The following is an 18852-nucleotide window of genomic DNA, read 5'->3' as shown; positions in this document are numbered from 1 at the left end:
TGGAAAGCTCGAACACGATGTCCGAAGTGAATGATCTCGATCACATCAGTGATTGGCGATAGCATCACATAGAACTTCTTCGGGCGTCAAGACGTGGTGTGTCGGGGACGGAATTGGGCCGCGGTCGCAGGTAGCCATCAGGGGCGCTGCACGTTCGATATGCTGGAGAAATACTCGTTATACGAGGTAGCTGGAGAACGTCACAGGCCATGGCTTCGGCTGTCGATGCTGGCGTTGATAGTTAATGTCAGTTCTGTCACCGAGGAGCTCGGGCCATGATCGGTGGGGGGATTGGGCGCGATATTGGCAGATCCTGCGTCTAGATGAGGTGGCCGTGACGATCATTCCTCAAGGGGAACTAACTGGTTCAGGGAAGCGGCGGGGTGTTGTCCCGACTGCTCCCGGTCTGACCATCCCATGTCGGCTGTAAAAGACAGCGCAGAATCAACATTTACAAATGGGGTGCGAACTGACGCCTCCGGGCGTCGGCGGCCTCTGCGCTCTGGGCATCCGGAATGCCTGCAATAAGTGCAGTTCGAAGCCATTTGATCGTCCCGTGGCGACGGGATTGGTACGCCCGCTGGGGCGCCGATGGCGAGCGCTGCTTGACGGTCGAAATGACGCTATGCGATGCTATCGCGGATCACAGTTGTGATCGGGAACACTCCAGCTCCGCGGTGTGAGACCCCCATCGTGATCCGAATGAAAGGCGGCAGGTTGTCCGAGGAAGCGCAGAATTGTTCTTCACAATCTGACCTGCTGCAGCTCACGGTGGCGCCATGACCACCACTGAGTCACCGCGTTCGTCGCTCGAAGCCATCTCGTCGTCGCGGGGCGCGAAGCCCGTGAACGCGCTCGGCGGGTTCTTCGCGATGGCGCTCGACACCCTGGTGACGATTCCCCGCAGGCCGTTCGCGTGGCGTGAATTCCTGGAGCAGTCGTGGTTTGTCGCGCGGGTGTCGCTGGTGCCGACGTTGATGCTCGCGATCCCCTTCACGGTCCTGCTGATCTTCACCTTCAACATCCTGTTGCTGGAGTTCGGTGCGGCTGACTTCGCGGGCACGGGCGCCGCGTACGGAACCGTCACGCAGATCGGTCCGGTGGTGACGGTGCTTGTGGTCTCCGGAGCGGGAGCGACGGCAATGTGCGCCGATCTCGGAGCGCGCACCATTCGCGACGAACTCGATGCGCTGCGGGTGATGGGCGTCGACCCGATTCAGTCGTTGGTGGTGCCCCGGGTGCTGGCCGCGACTCTGGTGGCGACCCTGCTGTCGTCGGTGGTGATCCTCGTGGGTCTGGTTGGGGGATTCATCTTCTCGGTCTTCGTCCAGGACGTCACCCCCGGCGCGTTCGTCGGTGGACTCACGGTCATCACCGGGGCCGCCGACGTGATCATCTCGCTGATCAAGGCCGCGCTCTTCGGTCTGGCCGCCGGTCTGATCGCCTGCTACAAGGGCATTTCCGTGGGCGGCGGTCCGGCAGGTGTCGGGATCGCGGTCAACGAGACGGTCGTGTTCACGTTCGTCGCGCTGTTTGCCATCAACATCATCGCGTCCGCGGTCGGCATCAAGGCGACACTGTGACCGCCGGCGACCCGAGCAGGGTTCATCCGCAGATCCACCGCACCGTCAAGGGTTGGGTGGACGGGCTGACCCGCATCGGCACCCAGGCGCAGTTCTACTTCCAGACGTTGGGCTCCATCAAGGACGTCCTGATCCACTACAAGGTCGAACTGCTTCGGCTGATCGCCCAGATGAGCCTCGGCGTAGGCGCTCTGGCGGTGGTCGGTGGGACTGTCGTGATCGTCGGCTTCCTCACCCTGTCGACCGGCGCACTGGTCGCGGTGCAGGGCTACAACCAGTTCGCCGAAGTCGGCGTCGAGGCCCTGACCGGATTCGCCTCGGCGTACTTCAACGTCCGACTGATCGGACCAGTGATCGCGGGCATCGGGTTGGCGGCGACCATCGGTGCCGGTGCGACAGCGCAACTCGGCGCGATGCGGATCAACGAGGAGATCGACGCACTGGAGGTCATGGGTGTCCGCTCAGTGGCCTACTTGGCGTCGAGTCGGGTCCTCGCTGGCGTCATCGTCGTGGTTCCGCTGTACTGCGTGGCCGTCCTGTCGGCCTTCTGGGCCGCGAGATTCGGCACGATCGTGATCTACGGGCAGTCCTCCGGTGTCTACGACCACTACTTCACCACGTTCCTGAACAGCACCGACATCATCTGGTCGTTCTTCCAGGCGGTGGTGATGGCGGTCGTGATCATGCTCGTGCACACCTACTACGGGTTCACCGCATCCGGTGGTCCCGCGGGTGTCGGCGAGGCTGTCGGTCGCGCCGTTCGCACATCCCTGATCGCCGCGGTCCTCGTCGTCCTGTTCCTCTCGCTGGCCATCTACGGTCAGTCGGGCAACTTCCATCTCGCCGGGTAGACGCATGGAACACAGAAGCAGTCGTGTCGGCGTCCACCCGATCTGGTGGACCGCAGCCCTGTTCGCCGCCGTCATCGCGTTGGTCGTGGTGTGTTCAGCGATCTTCGCCGGCACGTTCCGTCGTTATGTGCCAGTCACGTTGACCTCCGACCGTTCCGGCCTGGTGATGGAGTCGGGCGCGAAGGTCAAGATGAACGGCGTCGAGGTCGGCCGCGTGGCCGGTATCGCCGGTGGCCGGCATCCCGTCGCCCTGAAGCTGGAGATCGACCCGGACCAGGTCTCCTACATTCCGGCCAACGTCGAGGCCGAGATCGCCGCCACCACGGCGTTCGGCACCAAGTACGTCGACCTCATCTATCCGAACGAGCCCACCACCGAACGGATCACGGCGGGCGCCGTCCTGCGGTCACGCAACGTGACCACTGAGGTGAACACGGTGTTCGACAACCTGGTCGGCCTGCTGAACCAGATCGACGTCGCGAAGCTCAGCGCGGTGCTGACCGCGGTGGCCGACGGTGTCCGCGGCCAGGGGGAGCGAATCGGTCAGGCGACCACCGACGCCAACGAGGTTCTGCTGGCGATCAATCCGAAGATGGACCAGGTGGGCGCCAACTGGGTGTCTCTCAAGAACGTGAGCGACGCCTACAGCACCGCCGCGCGAGACATCCTGAACACCTTGGATGCGGCGAGCGGGACCAGTGAGACGATCGCCGGCCACGCGCAGGATCTCGACGCGCTGCTGTTGAGCTCGATCGGCTTCTCCAACAGCGGGATCGACCTGATCGGGCCGAACCGGGACAACATCATCAAGGGCATCAACGTCCTCGAGCCGACCACCAGTCTGCTGCTGAAGTACGACCCGATCTACACCTGCCTGTTGCAGGGTGCGAAGTATGCGCTTGACCACGGCGCATACGAGAACATCGGTGGCAACGGGTATTCGGTGGTGCAGGACGTCGGACTGCTGCTCGGCGACGACCCCTACCGCTTCCCCGAGAACCTGCCCAAGGTGGGCGCCAAGGGTGGCCCGGGTGGCCAGCCGGGCTGCGGTTCGCTTCCCGACGTCAGCAAGAACTTCCCGGTGCGCTACCTGGTCACCGACACGGGATTCGGTACCGGGATGGACGTCCGGCCGAACCCGGGCATCGGGTTCCCAGGCTGGGTCAACTACTTCCCGGTGACCAAGGGTGTGCCGGAACCGCCGAAGCTGCGCCACCCCGGTGGCCCCGCCCCTGGCCCGGCGCCGGCCGTGCCCGGTGGAGCGCCCTACGGTGCGCCGCTGTACGGACCGGACGGAACCCCGCTGTGGCCGGGCGTGCCGGAACTGCCCGCACCGGCGCCGGAGGCTCCGCTGCCGGCAGAAGCGGCGGCACCGTCACCATGAGCATCGAGGATCAGCAGTGAACAACAGCCTCAGAAGGGTTGTCATCAACCTGACCGCATTCGTGATGGCCTGTGTCCTGTCCGCATTCGGGCTGATGGCGATCTTCGCGAACCTGCGGTTCTCGGACGAGCAGAACTATCGCGCCGAGTTCACCGACGTCAGCGGCCTTGAGGTGAACGACTTCGTCCGCATCGCCGGTGTCGAGGTCGGTCAGGTCAAGAACATCTCCATCGGTCCGGACGCACGCGCCATCGTCGAGTTCTCCGCCGACCCCTCGGTGGTGCTCACCGAGGGCACCAAGGCCCAGATCCGTTGGGAGAACCCGATCGGCGACCGTTACATGGCCCTGCTGGAGGGCCCGGGCGAGCCCCAGAGGCTCGCCGCTGGCGAAACCATCCCGGCGACGCGCACCGAACCCGCCTTGGATCTCGACACCCTGCTCGGCGGGTTCCGCCCCCTGTTCCGGGCACTGGATCCCGAGCAGGTGAACACGCTGTCCAGCGCGCTGATCCAGGCGTTCCAGGGGGAGGGTGCGACCATCGGTTCGTTTATGCGTCAGGCAGCGGCCGTCACCAACACCCTGGCCGACCGGGACGAGTTGGTCGGCCAGGTGATCGGGAACCTCAATTCGGTTCTGGGGACCTTCGGCGGTCAGACCGAGCAGTTCGGCAAGGCCGTGGACTCGCTGTCGCAGTTGGTGGAGGCACTCGAAGAACGAGAAACCGACGTGGTCAACGCGGTCGCCTATACCAATGCCGCCTCGGCGACGGTTGCCGACCTGCTGATGCAGGCCCGTCAGCCCTTCAAAGAGGCTGTGGCGCAGTCGGACCGTGTGAGCTCGACCGTCTTGGCCGATCACGAGTACTTCGACGGCCTGCTCAACATGCTGCCGGACGCCTACAAGAAGCTGGCCCGTCTGGGCAGCCGCGGTGACTTCCTCCCGGAGTATCTCTGTGCGATGTCGCTGAAGTTGAACGGCAAGGGCGGACAGCCGGTCTACGTCAAGATCGCCGAGCAGACGACAGGACGGTGTTCACCCAAGTGAAACCCTTCGCTGAACGCAATCCGTTTCTGGTCGGCCTCACCGGTATGGCGCTGACCGCGGGCATCGCCGTGCTCGCCCTGCAGTACGACAAGCTGCCGTTCAACGGTTCGACCGAGGACTATTCGGCGTACTTCGCCGAGGCCGGCGGTCTGCGGACCGGTGCGCCGGTGCAGGTCGCTGGATTCCGGGTCGGCCAGGTGTCGTCGGTTGAGTTGGAGGGCAACCAGGTTCGGATCGACTTCGATGTGGACAAGGACGTCCATCTCGGTGACCTGACCGAAGTGCATGTCCGAACCAAGAGTCTGCTCGGTTCCAAGGTTCTCGAGGTGACCCCCCGTGGCGACGGTGAACTGGCCGGGACCATCCCGATCGAGCGGACCCGATCCCCGTACCAGCTGCCAGATGCGCTGGGAGACCTGTCCAGCACCATCAGTGGTCTGGACACCGACACGGTGTCGGAGTCCCTGGCGACTCTGGCGGAGACCTTCCAGAGCACGCCGCCGGACCTGCGGGCCGCGGTGGAGGGGGTGGGCCGGTTCTCGAACACCCTCGGCCAGCGGGACGAGGAACTGCGCTCGCTGCTGAGCAACGCGAGTAAAGCCACGGGTGTGTTGTCCGAACGTGCGGAGCAGGTCGCCGAACTCGTCGCCAACAGCAACGCACTCTTGGGCAAGCTTCGCGAGCAGAGCGCGGCGCTGGAGCAGATCTCTCGCAACCTCTCGACATTCGCCCAGCAGCTGTCGGGGTTCATCGACGACAACCGTGACCAGATGCGCGGCGCACTGGACAGACTCAATGGAGTGCTGACGATCGTCGACAACCGCAAGGAACGGGTGATGCTGGCGATCAAGTACCTCAACCAGTACACAATGGGATTGGGCGAAACGGTGGGTTCGGGGCCGTTCTTCAAGGCCTATCTGGCCAACCTGCCGGGTCAACTGGTGCAGCCCTTCATCGATGCGGCCTTCTCCGACCTGGGGTTGGACCCCAATGTGCTTCCCCCGTCGCAGCTTTCGGATCCGCAGACCGGCCAGCCCGGCACGCCGGCGCTGCCCCAGCCCTTCCCGCGTACCGGTCAGGGCGGTGACCCGCACCTGACGATTCCCGATGCGATCACCGGCAACCCGGGTGACCCGCGCTATCCCTACCGTGAGCCCGATCCCGCGCCGCCACCGGGGGGACCCGCTCCTGGACCGCCGGCGCTCTGGCCCGAAGGTCAGCAGCCGACCCCGATCCCGGATCCCGCACCACAAGGGCAGGACGGAGAACAGTGATGCGTAAGCCGTCTCTGCGCACCATGCTGGTGGCGGCCCTCGCCGTGGCGTTGGTCGTCGGTGGGGTGGTCGCTGTGCGTGCGTTCAACCACGCCGGCCGCAACCAGATCGTCGCGTACTTCGACAACAGCAACGGCCTTTTCATCGGCGACGAGGTGCGCATCCTCGGTGTCCCGGTGGGGGCGATCGAGACCATTGAGCCTCAACCGGAGCGGGTCAAGGTCACGTTCTGGATTGACGCCAAGCACAAGGTGCCCGCCGACGCCAAGGCCGTCATCGTGTCACCGCAGTTGGTGACCGCCCGAGCCATTCAGCTCACCCCGGCCTATGAGTCCGGTCCCGTGCTTGACAGCGGCGCGGAGATTCCTCTGGACCGGACCGCCGTTCCGCTCGAATGGGATGACCTGCGAACGCAGTTGGAGAAGCTCACCGATGCGCTTGCGCCCACTCAACCGGGCGGCGTCAGCACGCTGGGCCAGTTCGTCAACACCGCGGCCGACAACCTGCGCGGGCAGGGCGCGAACATCCGCGAGACCGTCACGACGATGGGTAAGGCCATGTCGGCGTTGGGCGACCACAGTGATGACACCTTCTCCACGCTGAAGAATCTGTCGGTGGTGGTGACGGCGCTGGAGGACAGCTCGGACCTGCTGGCGCAGCTGAACCGGAACATGGCCGCCGTCACGGGATTGGTGGCCGACGATCCGGGCGCCGTCAGCGACGCCGTCAACGATCTGAATTCGGTTGTCGCCGAGGCGACGCAGTTCGTCAAGGACAACCGCGAGGCCGCCGGGATCGCGACCGAGAAGCTCGCATCGATCTCGACAGCGGTGCACGGCAGCCTCGACGACATCAAGCAGGCACTGCACGCGTTCCCCAACGCTGCACAGAACTTCGCGAACGTCTACCAGCCCTCTCAGGCCGCACTGACGGGCATGCTCGCGGTCAACAACCTCGCCGACCCCGTGCAGTTCCTGTGCGGATCCGTCGAGGCGGCATCGCGGCTCAATTCGGTGTACTCGTCGAAGCTGTGCGCGCAGTACCTCGCGCCGATCGTCAAGAACCGGCAGATGAACTTCCCGCCGCTGGGGGAGAACCTGTTCGTCGGGCAGCAGGCCCGACCGAACGAGATCACCTACAGCGAGAACTGGTTGCGGCCCGACTACGTGCCGCCGCAGGTGCCCGCAGAGCAGGCCGGGCTGCCCGGAATGCTTCTTCCAGGCGCAGGAGGGTGAGCGTGGACATTCGTCGAATCACATTGCGTGCCAAGAGTGTCGCCGCGCTCGTCGCCGTCACCGCGCTCGCGCTGTCCGGCTGCCAATGGAAAGGTCTGAACTCGCTGCCCATGCCGGGCACCCAAGGCGGTGGGGACGGCTCATATCTGGTGCAGGCTCAGCTGCCCGACATCGGCACGATCGAACCGAACTCCCGGGTGCGAGTGGGTGATGTCAACGTCGGCACGATCACCAAGATCGAGCGCCAGGGGTGGCACGCGCTGGTGACCATCAGGCTCAACGGCGATGTGGAACTGCCGGCCAACACCACCGCGACCGTGGGGCAGACCAGCCTGCTCGGCTCGCTGCACGTCGAACTGGCACCGCCGACGAACGTGCCGCCGGAGGGCAGGCTGCGTGAGGGGTCGTTGATCCCGTTGGATGCCGGGTCGTCGTATCCGAGCACCGATCAGACCCTGGCGGCGTTGTCGCTGCTGCTCAACGGCGGCGGGGTCGGCCAGATTCAGGACATCACCGCGGCCCTGGCCACCGCGTTCGCGGGCCGCGAGAGCGATCTGCGCAGCCTCATCGAGCAGGTGGATCTGTTCGTGGGACGCCTCAACACCCAGACGGGTGACATCATCGCCGCCAGTGACAGCTTCAACAATCTCGTCGGCCAGTTGGCGGACCAGAAACCCATCCTGGACAACGCGATGCGGACGATTCCGGATGCGTTGGCCGTCCTCAGCGAGCGCCGTGAGAACCTGACCGAGGCCGTGGACGGCTTCGGAAAGTTCAGCGCACTGGCGGCGGACACGGTCAACCAGACGAAGCAGAACCTGGTCTCCGAGATCCGATCCGTCGGCCCGGTGCTCAAGTCGCTGGCCGACGCGGGACCGGCCATGACCCGGTCGTTGAGTCTGCTGGCGACGTTCCCGTGGCCGATCGAGAACATCGACAAGGTGGTCCGCGGCGACTACCTCAACACGTCGGTGATCTTCGACCTCACCCTGAGCCGGCTTGGAGACGGCCTGCTCAACGGCACCCGCTTCGAAGGTGATCTCACTGAGTTGGAGATGCAGTGGGGGCGGACCATCGGCCAACTGCCCAGTCCTTACACCGCGGTGAACCCGCTGGTCGCTCCCTACCAGTTCAACCAGGGGCCCTGACATGTTGACCAGGCGAATCAAGCTCCAACTGGCGCTCTTTGCGATCGTCTCCGTGGTCGCGGGCGGGATCATGGCGTTCGGATACATCAAGGTGCCCGCGATGTTCGGCGTCGGTCAGTACACCGTCACCGTGGAACTCCCGCAGGCCGCCGGACTGTACGAGACCGCCAACGTCTCCTACCGCGGCACCACGGTCGGACGGGTCACCGAGGTGCGCCTGACCCGGACCGGCGGGGTCGAGGCGGTGCTGTCGCTGAACTCCGGAATCGACATCCCGTCGGATCTGACCGCGGAGGTGCACAGCACCTCGGCGATCGGCGAGCAGTACGTCGCCCTGGTGCCGCGCAGTGCCGGTGCGGCGCCCTTGGCGAATGGCGATGTCATTCCGCTGGATCGGGCGACGGTGCCCCCGCCGATCAACAAACTGCTGGACGCCGCGAATGAGGGAATTCAGGCCATCCCGCGCGACAACGTCAAAACCGTTGTCGACGAGAGCTATACCGCGGTCGGGCGTCTCGGGCCTGAGTTGTCCCGCATCGTGCAGGGCTCCACGCGCCTGGCTTCGGATGCACGCGCCAACCTCGATCCGCTGCTCGCGCTGATCGACAAGGCCAAGCCGCTGATGGACGCGCAGAGCGAGACGGCGGACTCCATCAACGCCTGGGCCGCCAACCTGGCCAACCTGACCGGTCAGGTCCGCGATGCCGACCCCGCGGTCGCCGGCCTGCTCGAGCGCGGCGCTGCGGCGACCGAGGAGGCGCGGGCGCTGTTCGACACGCTGAAGCCGACACTGCCGGTGCTGATGGCGAACCTCGTCAGCGTCGGTGAAGTCGCGGTGGTGTACCAGCCCGCGATCGAGCAGGTGCTGGTCCTCGAGCCGCAACTCGTCGCGGGCCTTCAGGGTGCACTTCTGGCCAACCGTGACTCCAAGCGCAAGACCCCCGGCCTGTACGTGAGCTTCAACCTCAACCTCAACCTGCCGCCACCATGCACCACCGGGTTCCTGCCTGTGCACCAGCAGCTCACCCCGAATGTGGAGACGTCGGCGGATCTCCCGCCCGGCGATCTGTACTGCCGGATCCCGCAGGACTCCTGGAATGTGGTGCGCGGCAACCGCAACTACCCGTGCCTGAACCGCCCGGGCAAGCGCGCGCCGACGGCACGCATGTGTGAGAGCGACGAGGAGTACGTACCCCTCAACGAGGGCTTCAACTGGAAGGGCGACCCGAACGCGACGTTGACCGGCCAGGGCGTCCCGCAGTTGTTGCCGACGGCCGATCAGCCGCCCGCCGCCGCTCCGGCTCCGGCCCCGGCACCTGTCGCGGTGGCCGAGTACAACCCGGACACCGGCGAGTACGTCGCACCTGACGGGAAGATCTACACCCAGGCCGACCTGGGCGCGAAGACGGAAGGCAGGACATGGCAGAGCATGTTGATCCCGCCGATGGGCTGACGGGTTCGACCACCAAGGCCGTGGTTGCGGTGTGTGCGGTGGCATTCGTCGCGTTGGGTTCCATCGGAGGTTGGCTGGGCTACCGTCTGGTCGAGGACCGGCGGGACCAAGCGCAGCAGAGCATGTTCGTCGAGGCCGCGCGGCAGGGTGCGATCAACCTGACCACCATCGACCACAGCACCGTGGACGCGGATATCAAGCGCATCCTCGATTCCTCGACCGGCACGTTCCACGAGGACTTCGAGAAGCGTTCGCAACCCTTCGCCGACGTCGTCAAGCAGGCCCAGTCCACCTCGGAGGGCACTGTGAGCTCGGCCGCGCTGGAATCCCGCGACGGAGACGGTGCGCAGGTTCTGGTGGTGATGTCAGTCAAGATGTCCAATGCCGGTGCCGCGGAGCCAGATCCACGGGTCTGGCGGATGCGCATCGGGGTGCAGCAGACCGGCGACACCGCCCGGGTCTCCGACGTTCAGTTCGTGTCATGACCGTGCTTGAGAGTGAGGCCACAGAGACCGAGGCTCCCGAGGCTGAGGTCACGGAGACCGAGGCAATCGAGACCGAGGACAAGCCCCGCAACCGCGGTCACGTGCTCGTCTGTGTGGTATTGCCACTGGCGGTGCTGGCGATGGCCCTTGGCGTGGGATACCTGAAGTGGCAAGCCAATTCGGTGTCGGTGTCTCAGGGGGTCGCCGCGCAGGCTGTGGTCGCCGCGACCGAGGGCGCCGGCGCGATGCTGTCCTACCGTGCCGACCACGTGCAGGAGGATCTGACCGCCGCCACGCAGCGGATGACCGGCGATTTCCGCAACGAGTACACCACGCTGATCAATGACCTGGTGATCCCCGGCGCCGAACAGAAGCGCATCTCGGCCGTCGCCACGGTCCCTGCCGCGGCACTGCTGTCGGCCGACGCCGATCGCGCGCAGGTTCTCGTGTACGTCAACCAGACCACGACCGTGGGGGCGGACCCGCCCACAGACACGCGGTCCAGCGCACGAGTCGATTTGGAGAAGGTCGGAGACCGATGGTTGATCTCAGGGTTCGAACCCCTCTGAAAGCAGTTCTGGCCACGGCGCTCGGCGTGACGATCGCCTCGACGGCCGCCTTGCCTGCGGCGCATGCAGACAACAGACGGTTCAACAGCAGTGTGGTCGCCAACGTGTATGCGGTTCAGCGCCAAGCGGAATGCACAGGTGAGCTGACCGTGAGTCCGCAACTGCTGTTGGCGGCCGAATGGCACGCCCGTGATCTCATGGCGAATCGCAGCCTGGGGGGAGATGCCGGCACCGACGGATCCACACCCCAGCAGCGGGCGGAGGCCGCGGGGTTCCGCGGGGCGGTGTCCGAGGCGGTGGCCATCCATCCCGCCTTGGCGATCAGCGGGATCGAACTGATCAACCTCTGGTACCACAACCCCGCGTACTACTCGATGATGGCCGACTGTGCCAACACCCGGATCGGGGTGTGGTCGGAGAACAGTCTGGATCGCACCGTCGTCGTCGCGATGTTCGGACGTCCGGACTGACTGCACGAAAAGAACTGGCGCGCCGGCTGCTTCAGGCCGGCGCGCCAGTTCTGTGCTGTGTTCGGCTACTGCGAGGTGGCCGTCGAGGCTCCCAGGGAGTCCATGTCCGGGACGAACGGCTGATGGGCGAGCAGACCACCGTCGACCCTGATGGATTCGCCGTTGATGCCGCGCGAGTCGTCCGAGGCGAGGAAGGCGTACACCTTGGCCAGATCGTCGGGGGCGTTCAGGTCAGCGGCGGGCGTATGGCGCCGGTAGACGTCGGTGACCACCTTCGGCAGCTGCTGGGCCGGTGGGGTCGTGGTGGTGCCGGGGCAGATGGCATTGCACCGCACACCTTCTCGGCCGTACTGGGTCGCGGTGTACTTGGTCAGCGCCAACAGTGCGGCCTTGGTCGCGCCGTATCCGGTCAGGCTGGTGTCCCCGGCGAAGGCGTGGGTGGATGCGGTGTTCACGATGGAACCGCCCGCGGCGCGGAGATGGGGCAGCGAATGCTTGGTGGTGAGCAGTGCGCTGCGCAGGTTGACTGCCATCACGTCGTCCCAGACCTCGATCGGCATGGTGGCGACGTCACCGTCCCCGGCGGGGAACACACCCGCGATGTTGAGCAGGACGTTGAGTCCGCCGAAGGTCGAGACGGTGGTGGCGACGAGTTCTGCGATCGCGGCCTCGTCGCGGAGGTCGGTGTGGACCGCGATCGCGACGTCCGGGCCATACTTCTGGTTGAGCTGGTCGGCCAGTGCGGACGCGCCCTCGATGTTGATGTCGGCCAGCGCCACACGGGCGCCTCCGGCGACCAGTTCGGTGGCCGCGGCACCGCCGATGTTGAGCCCGCCCGGCTCCACGGTCGTGGCACCTGTCACCAGGGCGATCTTGTCGGAGAGTCGTGGCATGTCGTTCCTCACGTGTTCTGTCCGGGCTTCGTTGCAGGGACCCTTGTGTGAAGGTTAACTTCATCGAAGATGAGCGTCAATGGTCCGCTGACGAGTTATTATCGGGTTGTAGTTAGTTTCTATTCTTGCTTGAACTGAGATGGGTGGTGTGTCGACATGGGGTCGTCGCTGACGGGACAGGACGTGTCGGAGGTCGACGCGCAGGCTCTGGAGCGCGCCGATGGCGACCTCGCCAGGGTGTTCGGTGATGGACGCAGGCCGCTGCCCGTCATGCGCGAGAGCCTCGACGAGATGATGTCCTCCTTCGGGCTTCCCGAGGGGGTGACCTTCACCGAGGTGTCCGCCGGGGGCGTCCCCGCGCTTCGCGTCGCCGCGGGGGGCGTCGACGACAGCGCCGCGGTCGTCTGGCTGCACGGCGGCGGGTACGTCATGGGCTCGGCAGCTGGCTATCGCGGCGTGGCTGCGGCGATCTCGGCGGCGTGTGGGCACCCCGTCGTCGTGCCCGACTATCGCCTTGCTCCCGAATCTCCCTTCCCGGCAGCCGTCGAGGATGCGCAGGCCGTGATGGGCTGGGCCGCCGAGAGCTTCGACGGTCGTTGGGTGCTCGCGGGTGACTCGGCCGGTGGCGGTCTCACCATGGCCTCGCTCATGCGGGCCCGCGACCAGAAGACATCTGCGCCGGCCGGCGCGGTCCTGATGTCACCCCTGGCGGACTTCACCGCATCGGGGGAGAGTTTCGACGTCCACGCGGGCACCGACAAGGCGATCTCACGTCGTTCGGTGCAGTCATTGGCGATGGCGGTTCTGCAGGGTCACGATCCCCGAGATCCGCTGGCGTCGCCGGTGTTCGGGCGATTCGATGGACTTCCGGAAACCCTCATCCTGGTCAGCGACCGCGAGGTGCTCCTCGACGACGCCAGGATGCTGCACGCCGGGATGGAGCGCGACGGGTCGCCGTCGACACTCTCGGTGTACTCCGGTGTCTGCCATGCCTGGACGATGTTCACGACGTACATGCCGCGCGCACAGCACGCGGCGGGGGAGATCGGCGAGTTCGTTCGCAAGGTTCTGAAGTGACGGTCCGAGGGTCGGGCCGCGGCCGCGCCGCAGGAGCTTAGGCGGCGAGAACGGCCGACACGAGCCGGTGCAGTTCCTCCGCGATGCCCGGACGGCTGCGCATGCTCTGCGTCTGGGTGATGTCGGTGACCAACCCGATGGACGCCTGCGCCAGCAGGCGCGCGTGCGGCGCCGAAAGTTCTGGCCGCACAGCGAGAATGGCAGCCACCCACTCATCGACGTACTCGCGCTCGCTCATCCGAATCGCGTCCTGGGCGTTCTCCGGGAGGTAGATCAGATCCGCGGCGAGGATCGCCAGAATCGGCTGATGCGGGCCGAGGGCCAGTTCGATGAGCGTGCAGACGATCGTGTCGATGGCCTCCTGCGGTGTGCTCGCGGAGGGGAGGCGGTGATTGGTGACGTAGTGAAGCCCCTCGGCGCCGCGGCTCAACACGGCCTGCAGCAGTTCGGCCTTACCGCTGAAGTACTGATAGAACGTGGCGATCGCGGTGTCCGACTCGGCCGCGATCTCTTCGATGCCGACCGCATGGTAGCTCTGCGCGTGGAACAGACGCGTGGCGGTGGCCAGGATTCGCTCGCGGCGGCCCGGTGGGCGGCGCTGCAGGGCCACAGGCAGTCCGGACGTCGTCGCGGCGCCTTTCAGGTTGCACTGCAGGATGCCCTCGGCCATGGTCTGCAGAAGGCGCTTGATCGCGGAGTCGTCGAGGCGCTTGCGGGCGGGGGCGACGGTGGAGTAGATCGCCAGCACGCTCCACGCCCGCAGTTCGGCATCGCTGCTGGGCTGGCCGCCGTCTCCGAGGCCGAGTGCCTTGACCGTCAGGCGGAGAACCTCGTTGAGCTTCGCCCGGAATTCGTCCTGCTCGCTCTCGGCGAGTTGCCGGCGCTCACGCTTCCACAGCAGGACCTCCTCGCGCTCCAAGACCAGGTCGGCGAGGTCGGAAAGGAACATCGTGGCGCGCTTGTCGGGCTCCAGGTCGGCTTCGGCGGCCTTGGCCGCAACGGCTTCGACTGCTCCCAACTGCTCAGAGATCGCCTGCGCGAGAATGTCGTGTTTCTTGCGGAAGTGCCGATAGAGTGCCGGACCGGTGAGTCCGACCGCCGAGGCGACGTCGTCCATGCTGACGTTGTGGTAGCCGCGTTCGGTGAACAGGCGGGCGGCAGCCTGAGACAACTGCAGTTTGCGCACCGAACTTCGCGCGTGTTGTCGAACGGGCTGCGCCACGTCGGCGGTCCTCCCTTTTCTGCCCTCCGGCGGCCATCGAACCCCGGAAGAGTGAACCATGATTATAGTCCACTCCTCCAGGCCTCGTCCGGATCTACGGCAGCGCCACCACGGCTTCGCCGCTGAGCGTCACGGTGCCGTCGGCCAGGGTGATCTTCACCTCGACGGTGGCCCGCTTCTCGCCGTCGACATCGTCGACGCCCACGACTGTCCCAGTGCACGTCGGTTGCGCGAGCACCGGGGTGATGGAGGTGAACCGCGTGCTCAACGCGCGCAACTGCGACTGCGGGACCCATGACGTCACAAGACGTCCCAGGTAGGCCATCGACAGCATCCCGTGCGCGAACACGTCGTCGAAACCCGCGGCCTTGGCGGCGTCGATGTCGACGTGGATCGGGTTGTGGTCACCCGACGCACCGGCGAAGAGCGCCAACGTGGTTCGGGAGATCGGCTCCACCACCAGCGGTGGCAGTTCGGTTCCGACCTGGATCTCAGTGGTGGCGGTGGTCACGATGGTGCTCCATTCCGGATGACGGACACACTCTCCATCTCGGCGACCAGTTCGCCGCCGGAGGACAGCTGGGAACGACGCACCAGAAACTCCAAGGCGCCGTTCTTCTTTGAGAAGTAGTCGGTGAACTCGGCCTGCAGTTCAAGCGTGTCGCCGGCATACACGGGCCGGTGGTAGACGAACTTCTGTTCGCCGTGCAGGACGGACGACACGTCCACGCCGTTGGCCTCGAGGACGCCGAGCGTGTCGGAGTGTTCGAGATCAAGCCCGAACACGAACGTCGGAGGTGCGAGCAGGTCTCGGTGACCGGCGGCACGAGCGGCCTCGACGTCGAAGTAGACCGGATCGGTTTCACCGATCGCCTTGGCGAACATGGCCACACGGCCCCGTTCGACGTCGACGCTGCTCTCCGGCCACTGGTAGCCCTTGAGGGATTCGGCGCTCATCGAGAAGTCCTTTCGTACAGCGTGACGACGCAGGCCCCACCGAGACCGAGGTTGTGCTGCAGGGCGAGCTGGGCACCTTCGACCTGACGGTCACCGGCCTGGCCGCGCAACTGCCACACCAGTTCGGCGCACTGGGCCAGGCCCGTCGCACCGAGCGGATGACCCTTCGACAACAGACCGCCGGAGGGGTTGGTCACCACGCGCCCGCCGTAGGTGTTGTCGCCGTCGAGGATGAACTTCTCGGCGGTGCCCTCAGGGGTCAGGCCGAGCGCCTCGTAGGTGATCAGCTCGTTGGTGGTGAAGCAGTCGTGCAGTTCGACCACCGGAATGTCCTCGGGGCCAACGCCTGCGGCCTCGTAGACGTCCTGGGCGGCCTTCGCCGACATGTCATAGCCGACCACGCGGCGCATGTCCTCGCCGTTGTAGGCACCCGGGAGGTCGGTGACCAGGGACTGGGCCCGGATGTGGACGGTCTGCGCGATTCCGTTGGCGGCAGCGAACTCCTCGCTGCACACCACTGCGGCAGCCGCACCGCACGTGGGAGGGCAGCACTGCAGTCGCGTCAGGGGTCCCCAGATCGTCGGTGAGGCCATCACCTCCTCCAGCGTCACGGTGTCGCGGAAGACGGCGAACGGATTGCGTGCGGCGTGCTGGCGTGCCTTGACCGAAATGCGGCCGAACGTCTCTGGTTTGGTGCCGAAGCGCTCCATGTGTGCGACACCGGCGCCGCCGAACAGCTGAGCGGCCATCGGCGCCTTCGGGTCGGCGCCGGGCTGGCCCAGCGCGACCTCTTCGAACTTGCCGGTCGAACTGGGCCGGTCATCCCACACCGCGGCGAGCGCGCCCGGACGCATCTGTTCGAAGCCCACTGCGAGAACACATTCGGCTGCACCCGAGGCCACGGCCTGGCGGGCCAGCCACAGTGCCGACGAACCCGTCGAGCAGTTGTTGTTGACGTTGACCACCGGGATGCCCGTGAGCCCCAGGTGGTACAGCGTCGCCTGCCCCGACGTCGAGTCGCCGTAGACGTAGCCGGCGTAGGCCTGCTGCACCTTGGTGTAGTCCACCCCGGCATCGGCGAGGGCGGCGCGCGCGGCGTCGGCACCCATCTCCTGATAGTCCCGGCTCTTGCCTGGCTTGGCGAAGGGGGTCATGCCGACCCCTGCGACGCATACCTTGCGTTCCATACCCACCCTCACATTCGGGTTACCACTAGAATCAGTAATAACTATATGGATACTCCCTGCACTAATGCAACCATTGGGTCGGGATGCGGGCTGATATCGCAGATAACTATCGGGTTGACTGGCGGTGCGGCTGAAACTACTGTCCGCTCCGGGTTCAGCACGCCCCGAGATCTGTCGCCCAGGGGCCGAAATGGAGGAAAGCAGTGGAAATCGCCAAGTCGGTCGGACTGGTCACCGGTGGCGCATCGGGCCTTGGGGCCGGGACGGCCCGCATGCTCGTCGAGCGGGGTGGTCGCGTCGGCATCCTGGATCTGCCGAGCTCGAACGGTGTGGAGTTTGCCGCAGAGCTCGGCGACAACGCGTTCTTCGTGGAGGCTGACGTCGCCGATGAGGCCTCGGTGGCCGCTGCCGTCGACGCGGTGGCTGAGAAGTTCGGCCGCATCGACGTGTGCGTGAACGCCGCGGGCATCAGCCCGGCCTCCCGGGTGCTGTCCCGCAAGGGTGACATGCACCCGCTGGACGTCTTCCGCAAGACAGTCGAGGTCAACCTGATCGGCACGTTCGACGTTCTGCGCCATGCGGTTCGGGTCATGTCGCAGAACGAGCCCGGCCCGGACGGCGAACGCGGACTGATCGTCAACGTGTCGTCGGCGGCAGCTTTGGAGGGGCAGGTCGGACAGGCCGCCTACGCCGCGTCCAAGGGAGGCATTGTCGCGCTGACCCTTCCGCTCGCCCGCGACCTGGCCATCTGGGGCATCCGCGTGATGACGGTGTGCCCGGGCATCATGGACACCGGAATGTTGGCCGGCACCGATGAGAAGCGTCGCGAAGCGCTGATGGACATCCACGTGTTCCCCAAGCGCCTCGGCCGCCCCGACGACTTCTCGTCGCTGGTCGCGACCTTCATGGAGACCACGCTGCTCAACGGTGAGGTCGTCCGGCTGGACGCCGCCACTCGGCTGTGATCTGAGAACATCTGAAAAACAGGAACTCCGGACTGTCTGGTCCGGAGTTCCTGTGGTTGGGGGGTCAGCCCTGTGCGGCCTCGAAGTGCGCCTTGACGTTCGGGTAGCGCATCATGTGGGCGCCGCCGTTGAGGTCGAGCACCTCGCCCGTGAGCCATTGCGCCTGGGCCATGTACAGCACGGCCTGGGCGATGTCCTGGGGAGTGCCCGGCTGGCCGAGAGGGATGTTCTCGACGTACTCGCTCTCCACGCCGGGAACGCCCAGCGCGCCCGAGGTCAACGGGGTGCGCACCAGTCCTGGCGCGACGGCATTGACCCGGACCCCGCGGGAGCCGAGTTCCAGTGCCGCGACCTGGGTCAGCATCGACAGGCCGGCCTTGGCGGAGCAGTAGGCACTCATCCCGACCGCGGGCTGGCGGGCGTTCAGTGAGCTCAGGGAGATGATGGCGCCGCCGTCGGCGATGTGCCTGCCGGCGTATTGCGTGAAGAGGAACGCGCCGGTCAGGCACACATCGACGACGCGGCGGAACTTCGCGACCGGCAGTTCGGTGACCAGTCCGAGCGCGGTGATGCCAGCGCAGTTGACCGCGACGTCGAAGTTGTCGGGGCGCTGGGTCACCGACTCGAAAAATGTTGCGACGCTGTCCTCGTCGGAGACGTCGACGGCGGCCGCGGCGTGCCCGCCGTCGCCGAGTTGGGCCACCAGTTCCTGGGCGGCCCCAAGGTTCCGGTCTCCGATGACCACCGCATAGCCGTGAGCGGCCATGGTGCGGGCGATCTCGGCGCCCAGACCGGACGCCCCGCCGACGACGATTGCGTAGGAATTCTCGGTCAACGCTGACTCCCTCTGTCAGATAAGAATTTTCGTGCGCAACCGGGTGGGGAGCGCGTTGACTCGGTGGGCGTGCGTTGGGGCACCGCCTGAGCCAGTGTTGTTAATTTCAGTTCTACTATAACCAGGTCGTGGCTGGTGGTTGTCCACAGTTGCGTTTTCATCCACAGGTTGGCGGTCGGGGGTGGCGGTCGGCGTCTTAGATGACGAGAATCGAACGTA

General features: G+C 65.9%; 19 protein-coding genes. 13 read left to right on the top strand and 6 right to left on the bottom strand.

The window, feature by feature from the left end; genetic code table 11:
* The first annotated feature begins 779 nt into the window (after positions 1 to 779).
* From G6N34_RS15785 to G6N34_RS15735, 11 genes are read left to right on the top strand one after another with little or no spacing between them, the layout of a single operon-like run.
* Entirely contained in the window at positions 780 to 1583 is an 804-nt protein-coding gene (locus tag G6N34_RS15785; RefSeq protein ID WP_085148153.1) for an MlaE family ABC transporter permease, read from the top strand.
* Positions 1580 to 2434: an ABC transporter permease gene (locus G6N34_RS15780; RefSeq protein WP_085148150.1), complete on the top strand. Its 855-nt coding sequence runs from the start codon at positions 1580 to 1582 to the stop codon at positions 2432 to 2434. The genes G6N34_RS15785 and G6N34_RS15780 overlap by 4 nt, the downstream gene beginning before the upstream one ends.
* A gap of 4 nt (positions 2435 to 2438) precedes the next feature.
* On the top strand, positions 2439 to 3818 hold the full coding sequence (locus G6N34_RS15775; protein WP_085148147.1) for an MCE family protein: 1380 nt from the start codon (positions 2439 to 2441) through the stop codon (positions 3816 to 3818).
* Positions 3819 to 3834: 16 nt separating this feature from the next.
* Positions 3835 to 4863, top strand: a complete 1029-nt coding sequence (locus G6N34_RS15770; RefSeq protein WP_133057703.1) for an MCE family protein — start codon at positions 3835 to 3837, stop codon at positions 4861 to 4863.
* Positions 4860 to 6137, top strand: a complete 1278-nt coding sequence (locus tag G6N34_RS15765) for an MCE family protein (RefSeq protein WP_085148144.1) — start codon at positions 4860 to 4862, stop codon at positions 6135 to 6137. The genes G6N34_RS15770 and G6N34_RS15765 overlap by 4 nt, the downstream gene beginning before the upstream one ends.
* Positions 6137 to 7372, top strand: a complete 1236-nt coding sequence (locus G6N34_RS15760) for an MCE family protein (RefSeq protein ID WP_085148141.1) — start codon at positions 6137 to 6139, stop codon at positions 7370 to 7372. The genes G6N34_RS15765 and G6N34_RS15760 overlap by 1 nt, the downstream gene beginning before the upstream one ends.
* A 17-nt stretch (positions 7373 to 7389) precedes the next feature.
* Positions 7390 to 8520, top strand: coding sequence for an MCE family protein (locus G6N34_RS15755; RefSeq protein ID WP_165763635.1), 1131 nt, complete (start codon positions 7390 to 7392; stop codon positions 8518 to 8520).
* A 1-nt stretch (position 8521) separates the two neighbouring features.
* Positions 8522 to 9973 (top strand): MCE family protein, encoded by a 1452-nt coding sequence (locus G6N34_RS15750; protein WP_085148138.1) that lies wholly within the window; start codon positions 8522 to 8524, stop codon positions 9971 to 9973.
* Positions 9940 to 10458 (top strand): Rv1363c family protein, encoded by a 519-nt coding sequence (locus tag G6N34_RS15745; RefSeq protein ID WP_085148135.1) that lies wholly within the window; start codon positions 9940 to 9942, stop codon positions 10456 to 10458. The genes G6N34_RS15750 and G6N34_RS15745 overlap by 34 nt, the downstream gene beginning before the upstream one ends.
* Positions 10455 to 11027: an Rv1363c family protein gene (locus G6N34_RS15740; protein ID WP_085148132.1), complete on the top strand. Its 573-nt coding sequence runs from the start codon at positions 10455 to 10457 to the stop codon at positions 11025 to 11027. Before G6N34_RS15745 ends, G6N34_RS15740 begins: the two co-directional genes overlap by 4 nt.
* On the top strand, positions 10997 to 11497 hold the full coding sequence (locus G6N34_RS15735) for a CAP domain-containing protein (RefSeq protein ID WP_109788271.1): 501 nt from the start codon (positions 10997 to 10999) through the stop codon (positions 11495 to 11497). Before G6N34_RS15740 ends, G6N34_RS15735 begins: the two co-directional genes overlap by 31 nt.
* A gap of 65 nt (positions 11498 to 11562) precedes the next feature.
* Here G6N34_RS15735 and G6N34_RS15730 read toward each other — a convergent pair whose 3' ends face one another.
* Positions 11563 to 12390, bottom strand: a complete 828-nt coding sequence (locus G6N34_RS15730) for an SDR family NAD(P)-dependent oxidoreductase (RefSeq protein WP_085148129.1) — start codon at positions 12388 to 12390, stop codon at positions 11563 to 11565.
* A gap of 156 nt (positions 12391 to 12546) precedes the next feature.
* On the opposite strand from G6N34_RS15730, the gene G6N34_RS15725 reads away from it, so the two are divergent.
* The gene (locus G6N34_RS15725; protein ID WP_085148127.1) at positions 12547 to 13467 is read left to right on the top strand and encodes an alpha/beta hydrolase; all 921 of its coding nucleotides are present in this window, start codon (positions 12547 to 12549) and stop codon (positions 13465 to 13467) included.
* Between the two features lie 37 nt (positions 13468 to 13504).
* On the opposite strand, the gene G6N34_RS15720 is transcribed toward G6N34_RS15725, so the two are convergent.
* The 4 genes from G6N34_RS15720 to G6N34_RS15705 all read right to left on the bottom strand — a co-directional run bounded on the left by G6N34_RS15720 (position 13505) and on the right by G6N34_RS15705 (position 16833).
* Entirely contained in the window at positions 13505 to 14689 is a 1185-nt protein-coding gene (locus G6N34_RS15720; RefSeq protein ID WP_085148124.1) for a TetR/AcrR family transcriptional regulator, read from the bottom strand.
* A 94-nt stretch (positions 14690 to 14783) separates the two neighbouring features.
* Positions 14784 to 15200, bottom strand: coding sequence for a MaoC/PaaZ C-terminal domain-containing protein (locus G6N34_RS15715; protein ID WP_085148122.1), 417 nt, complete (start codon positions 15198 to 15200; stop codon positions 14784 to 14786).
* Entirely contained in the window at positions 15197 to 15646 is a 450-nt protein-coding gene (locus G6N34_RS15710; RefSeq protein WP_085148119.1) for a MaoC family dehydratase N-terminal domain-containing protein, read from the bottom strand. The genes G6N34_RS15715 and G6N34_RS15710 overlap by 4 nt, the downstream gene beginning before the upstream one ends.
* Positions 15643 to 16833 (bottom strand): lipid-transfer protein, encoded by a 1191-nt coding sequence (locus G6N34_RS15705; protein WP_085148116.1) that lies wholly within the window; start codon positions 16831 to 16833, stop codon positions 15643 to 15645. The genes G6N34_RS15710 and G6N34_RS15705 overlap by 4 nt, the downstream gene beginning before the upstream one ends.
* 203 nt (positions 16834 to 17036) lie before the next feature.
* Here G6N34_RS15705 and G6N34_RS15700 point away from each other — a divergent pair, with 203 nt between their 5' ends.
* Positions 17037 to 17798, top strand: a complete 762-nt coding sequence (locus tag G6N34_RS15700) for an SDR family NAD(P)-dependent oxidoreductase (RefSeq protein ID WP_085148114.1) — start codon at positions 17037 to 17039, stop codon at positions 17796 to 17798.
* A 64-nt stretch (positions 17799 to 17862) separates the two neighbouring features.
* Here the strand turns inward: G6N34_RS15700 and G6N34_RS15695 are convergent, their stop codons facing one another.
* Positions 17863 to 18633 carry an SDR family NAD(P)-dependent oxidoreductase gene (locus tag G6N34_RS15695; protein ID WP_085148110.1) on the bottom strand — a complete coding sequence of 257 codons (771 nt, stop codon included), beginning with the start codon at positions 18631 to 18633 and terminating at the stop codon, positions 17863 to 17865.
* Positions 18634 to 18852: the final 219 nt, after the last annotated feature.

This window comes from Mycolicibacterium confluentis (assembly GCF_010729895.1).
Lineage (GTDB): Bacteria > Actinomycetota > Actinomycetes > Mycobacteriales > Mycobacteriaceae > Mycobacterium > Mycobacterium confluentis.
This window is presented reverse-complemented; position numbering and strand designations above follow the sequence as displayed.

Bases quoted from the DNA above. Each gene is read 5' to 3' on its own strand.
- G6N34_RS15725 (WP_085148127.1), top strand. From the start codon at position 12,547: ATGGGGTCGTCGCTGACGGGACAGGACGTGTCGGAGGTCGACGCGCAG.
- G6N34_RS15760 (WP_085148141.1), top strand. From the start codon at position 6,137: ATGCGTAAGCCGTCTCTGCGCACCATGCTGGTGGCGGCCCTCGCCGTG.
- G6N34_RS15740 (WP_085148132.1), top strand. From the start codon at position 10,455: ATGACCGTGCTTGAGAGTGAGGCCACAGAGACCGAGGCTCCCGAGGCT.
- G6N34_RS15785 (WP_085148153.1), top strand. From the start codon at position 780: ATGACCACCACTGAGTCACCGCGTTCGTCGCTCGAAGCCATCTCGTCG.
- G6N34_RS15705 (WP_085148116.1), bottom strand. From the start codon at position 16,833: ATGGAACGCAAGGTATGCGTCGCAGGGGTCGGCATGACCCCCTTCGCC.
- G6N34_RS15730 (WP_085148129.1), bottom strand. From the start codon at position 12,390: ATGCCACGACTCTCCGACAAGATCGCCCTGGTGACAGGTGCCACGACC.
- G6N34_RS15775 (WP_085148147.1), top strand. From the start codon at position 2,439: ATGGAACACAGAAGCAGTCGTGTCGGCGTCCACCCGATCTGGTGGACC.
- G6N34_RS15745 (WP_085148135.1), top strand. From the start codon at position 9,940: ATGGCAGAGCATGTTGATCCCGCCGATGGGCTGACGGGTTCGACCACC.
- G6N34_RS15750 (WP_085148138.1), top strand. From the start codon at position 8,522: ATGTTGACCAGGCGAATCAAGCTCCAACTGGCGCTCTTTGCGATCGTC.
- G6N34_RS15710 (WP_085148119.1), bottom strand. From the start codon at position 15,646: ATGAGCGCCGAATCCCTCAAGGGCTACCAGTGGCCGGAGAGCAGCGTC.
- G6N34_RS15735 (WP_109788271.1), top strand. From the start codon at position 10,997: ATGGTTGATCTCAGGGTTCGAACCCCTCTGAAAGCAGTTCTGGCCACG.